This is a genomic window from Vibrio sp. 10N.261.52.A1, from assembly GCF_002876325.1.
Classification (GTDB): domain Bacteria; phylum Pseudomonadota; class Gammaproteobacteria; order Enterobacterales; family Vibrionaceae; genus Vibrio; species Vibrio chagasii.
In genome coordinates this window covers 1-3,950 of record NZ_MCYD01001155.1, presented here as the reverse complement: position 1 = coordinate 3,950, position 3,950 = coordinate 1, and the positions used below count along the sequence as shown (strand labels likewise).

Below are 3,950 nucleotides of genomic sequence, written 5' to 3'. Positions count from 1 at the left end.
CCTCTGCCTTGTATAAATGCCCAGCAACTCGTTGCAAAAATCAGTTCGAAAGGCCAACACGCCCTTATAACTTGAGCGAAATTAAGCTAACGTTAATTGCCCTGCATAAAGGACAAACGTTCTTAGCATTAATACGCCCATCAGGCTCAGTGAAGTAACAGAGAAAATATACACAGTACTATGGCGAACCGATGTTGGTGTCACGGCATTAAGCAACAAAGGTAGAACCATGCCCACACCTATCACGCCATACCAGAACCAACTTGCCCAGAAACCACTGCCTATGGCGTTCCATACTGCTTGCTCACTTTGACCACCAGCAAATACTAACCCAGTAAAGAAAGTGACAAGAACAAACAGTTCAAACATTACAACAGGACGTTCGAAGCCGTGGATCCAAGAAATACTGGCACTATGTGGTGACTCCTTAAATACCAATACACCGAATAGAATGCACGCTGCCGCTCCCGAGGATAAACTCGAGAATAAGAACAAGATAGGCAACACTGGGTTATTCAGCATTGGGAAGGTATTTAGTGCAGAAAGTAAGAAGCCTGTGTAAGCCGCAAGCAATAGCGCAAGCACTGCCAAGAATATTTCAAAAGCGTTCTCGAAAGATTCTAGTTTACCAATCCAGTTGCTGACAAAGTCTAGTCGGCCTTTTAACCATGCTTGATCATTCAAGAATACGGCAATCTGATTGCGGAATATAATGCCGATCCAAACAAATAGGATCACCATATACACTTGGAATAAGATCACACCCATCGACATCACAGACGTTGGATTATAGAAGATCATGATCTTCCAAAACGATAGTGGTTTCGTCAGGTGGAAAACCAAGATCAATAAGCCTGAGATTATCCCAAATGGCGCTAGAAATGCCGTTGCCTTTAAAACACCATTATTCGCAGGATCACCATCAATCACCTTTCTTTTAAGGTAGATCGAGATCATAACAGCGCCCGCTGACATACCTGCTAAAAATAGATAAATAGCAATGATCCAATCCCAAACCACGGTGCCTGATTGGAAAGCTGTAGTCCATGCACTCATAATCAAATCTCCCCTTTTTGGTGTGGCACTTTATAGAGTTTTGGTTTGGTACCTAGATAAACTTTATCTCTGTAAACCACCTCTGATTTAAGCACCTGATTAATCTCACTCTTAGGGTCATTTAAATCGCCAAATATCAGCGCATTGGTAGGGCAAGATTCAACACAAGCAGGCAATTTACCTTGTGCAAGATTGGTATCACGGCAGAAGTTACATTTGTCGGCCGACTTATTTTCAGGATGGAAGAAGCGCACTTGATATGGACAAGCAAGTAGACAGTAGCCACAGCCCACACACTTCTCTTTATGCACATCAACAATACCTGTCTTCTCATCTTTATAGGCCGCCCCTGTAGGACAAACCATCACACAAGGAGCGTTATCACAATGTTGGCAAGAGTTACGAGTGAAACGGTAATCAACATTCGGGTATTCGCCTTGAGGCTCGCTCTTAATAATTTCTAATCGCGATACACCTTCAGGCACTTTGTTCACTTCACGGCACGCCTCAGTACAGGCAGTACAACCAATACACGCGGTTTCGTCATGAACCATTCCGTAACGTTTAGCGCCATCTTCCTGTACATTAGCCAGTGTTTTACGGCTAGTGACTGCTGCAGTACCCGCAACACCCGTTGTGAAGATCACGGCACCCGCGCCAGCTAAAAAGTTTCTTCTTGAGCAGCTCATAGATTACTCCCCTTCTTTCTTCTGGTTGAAGTCTGAATGGCAATCCACACACAGCTTGATGGTTTGCTTCTTATCTAAGCCAAGCACCTTCGCTTCACTCGCATGTACATCGTGACAGTTTGAGCACGTTAAGTTTTGTGCGTGTACGTCATGGGTCCAACTCGCTTCGCGCAGATCATCAGGCTTGTGACAATCTATACATTGGCTGTTGGCATCTAGGATTAAGCTAGGATCGAGGAAAACCTTTTCAGTTCCGGGTTGTGATTGAGCCGCACGATACTTCACCACCTCAGGTGCACCATCACGGTGATCGGGGCCAATAGAACTATGACAATCGGTACAATTCACTTCACGACCAAGTAAAGTGTGCGCACTCTCACCGTGTGAACCAAATACCGTTTCTTTAGAATCTTTATGGCATTGAACACACTTGTAATCTTTGTCACGTATTAATTCGACTTCATGTCTTGTTGACTCCCCTACTGGCGTAACAGCGGGCTCCGCAACAGCATGAATGGAATAACCATAGAGGCAGAATGCTAGAAGGGATTTAAGCATTATGACTATGGCCAATTTAATATTGCCCATTTTATCCTTTCCTTATACCGGCATTATTTAACTCTCAACTAAATAATATTCCGGTTAAACAAAAGTACCCTGAGGTGCCTGTTATCTTCATGACCGCTCACGGTTCGATTGATACTGCAGTTGAAGCGATGCGTCATGGTTCTCAAGACTTCCTTATCAAACCGTGTGAAGCCGACCGTCTACGTATTACGGTCAACAACGCAATACGCAAAGCGACGAAATTAAAGAATAGTTCAGAGCATCCTGGAAACCAGAATTATCAAGGTTTCATCGGCAGTAGCCAAACTATGCAGCAGGTGTACCGAACTATTGATTCTGCGGCATCAAGTAAAGCGAGTATTTTCATTACTGGTGAAAGTGGTACCGGTAAAGAGGTGTGTGCAGAAGCTATTCACGCTGCGAGTAAGCGTGGTGATAAACCGTTTATTGCAATTAACTGTGCTGCGATTCCCAAGGACTTGATTGAAAGTGAACTGTTTGGTCACGTGAAAGGGGCATTTACGGGGGCGGCAACAGATCGTCAAGGCGCCGCTGAACTGGCTGATGGTGGCACCTTGTTCCTTGATGAGCTCTGTGAAATGGACCTTGAGTTACAAACCAAGCTTTTGCGCTTTATCCAGACAGGTACCTTCCAAAAAGTGGGTTCGTCGAAGATGAAGAGCGTGGATGTTCGCTTTGTTTGTGCGACCAACCGAGACCCATGGAAAGAAGTACAAGAAGGGCGCTTTAGAGAAGATTTGTACTATCGTTTGTATGTAATTCCTCTGCACTTACCGCCATTGCGTGAGCGTGGTGAAGATGTCATTGAGATTGCATACTCACTGCTAGGCTACATGTCAGTGGAAGAGGGCAAAGCGTTTGTGCGTTTTGCTCAGGAAGTTCTGGATCGTTTTAATCAATACGAGTGGCCGGGTAACGTTCGTCAGCTGCAAAACGTATTGCGAAATGTCGTGGTATTGAACAACGGTAAAGAGATCACGCTTAATATGCTGCCACCACCGTTGAATCAACCGATTGAAAATAGCCTACGCTTGAAAGAGAAGCAGAGTGAAGACATTACGGTAAAAGATATTTTCCCACTGTGGATCACTGAGAAAACAGCTATCGAGCAGGCGATTAAAGCGTGTGACGGTAATATTCCGCGAGCTGCTGGTTTCTTGGATGTGAGTCCGTCAACTATCTACCGTAAGTTGCAAGCGTGGAACGCAAAACAGTAATCACCAAACGATAAGACATAACAATGACCAAAGTATTGAATCAGCAAAAAGTTGATGAGCTTGCCGGTGAAATAGGGCAAGAGAATGTTCCGGTGTTACTGGAGATCTTTTTAGGTGAGTTGAAAGGCTATTATGAGCACCTAGAGATCAATAAGGAGTCAGATACTTCAAAGTATTTAGCGGATATCAGCCATGCCCTAAAGAGCAGTGCTGCGAGCTTTGGTGCTGACTCTCTGTGTAGTTTCGCTATCGGTTTAGACAGCAAAGTAAAACAGTCACTTCCAATTACCGATGGCGATTTTGAAGATATGCAGTCACTGCTGCTTTCAACGTACACTGAGTACCAGCAATTGATGACGGATCTCTAACGCAGAGAACGACCACAGAAACTAAAAAAGGA

The 3,950-nt window shown here is 44.4% G+C and carries 4 protein-coding genes and 1 pseudogene; 2 read left to right on the top strand and 3 right to left on the bottom strand.

Annotation, left to right across the window (positions count from 1 at the left end; genetic code table 11):
* Positions 1–81 precede the first annotated feature (81 nt).
* Genes nrfD through nrfB form a run of 3 tightly spaced genes read right to left on the bottom strand, consistent with a single transcriptional unit; the run spans position 82 to position 2,333 of the window.
* Positions 82–1,056 carry a cytochrome c nitrite reductase subunit NrfD gene (gene nrfD / locus BCT81_RS24780; RefSeq protein WP_102426183.1) on the bottom strand — a complete coding sequence of 325 codons (975 nt, stop codon included), beginning with the start codon at positions 1,054–1,056 and terminating at the stop codon, positions 82–84.
* 2 nt (positions 1,057–1,058) lie between these two features.
* Positions 1,059–1,745 carry a cytochrome c nitrite reductase Fe-S protein gene (gene nrfC / locus BCT81_RS24775; RefSeq protein WP_102426182.1) on the bottom strand — a complete coding sequence of 229 codons (687 nt, stop codon included), beginning with the start codon at positions 1,743–1,745 and terminating at the stop codon, positions 1,059–1,061.
* A gap of 3 nt (positions 1,746–1,748) precedes the next feature.
* Positions 1,749–2,333, bottom strand: a complete 585-nt coding sequence (gene nrfB, locus BCT81_RS24770) for a cytochrome c nitrite reductase pentaheme subunit (protein ID WP_102426181.1) — start codon at positions 2,331–2,333, stop codon at positions 1,749–1,751.
* Positions 2,334–2,386: 53 nt separating this feature from the next.
* Between nrfB and BCT81_RS24765 the strand changes: the two are divergent.
* Both BCT81_RS24765 and luxU read left to right on the top strand, forming a co-directional pair.
* Positions 2,387–3,550, top strand: a pseudogene (locus BCT81_RS24765) (sigma-54 dependent transcriptional regulator); the annotation flags it as partial.
* Between the two features lie 23 nt (positions 3,551–3,573).
* The gene (gene luxU, locus BCT81_RS24760; RefSeq protein WP_004737341.1) at positions 3,574–3,918 is read left to right on the top strand and encodes a quorum-sensing phosphorelay protein LuxU; all 345 of its coding nucleotides are present in this window, start codon (positions 3,574–3,576) and stop codon (positions 3,916–3,918) included.
* Positions 3,919–3,950: the final 32 nt, after the last annotated feature.

What these genes read in the sequence shown, in the direction of transcription:
- nrfD (WP_102426183.1), bottom strand. Translation starts at nt 1,056, where the DNA reads ATGAGTGCATGGACTACAGCTTTCCAATCAGGCACCGTGGTTTGGGAT.
- nrfC (WP_102426182.1), bottom strand. Translation starts at nt 1,745, where the DNA reads ATGAGCTGCTCAAGAAGAAACTTTTTAGCTGGCGCGGGTGCCGTGATC.
- nrfB (WP_102426181.1), bottom strand. Translation starts at nt 2,333, where the DNA reads ATGGGCAATATTAAATTGGCCATAGTCATAATGCTTAAATCCCTTCTA.
- luxU (WP_004737341.1), top strand. Translation starts at nt 3,574, where the DNA reads ATGACCAAAGTATTGAATCAGCAAAAAGTTGATGAGCTTGCCGGTGAA.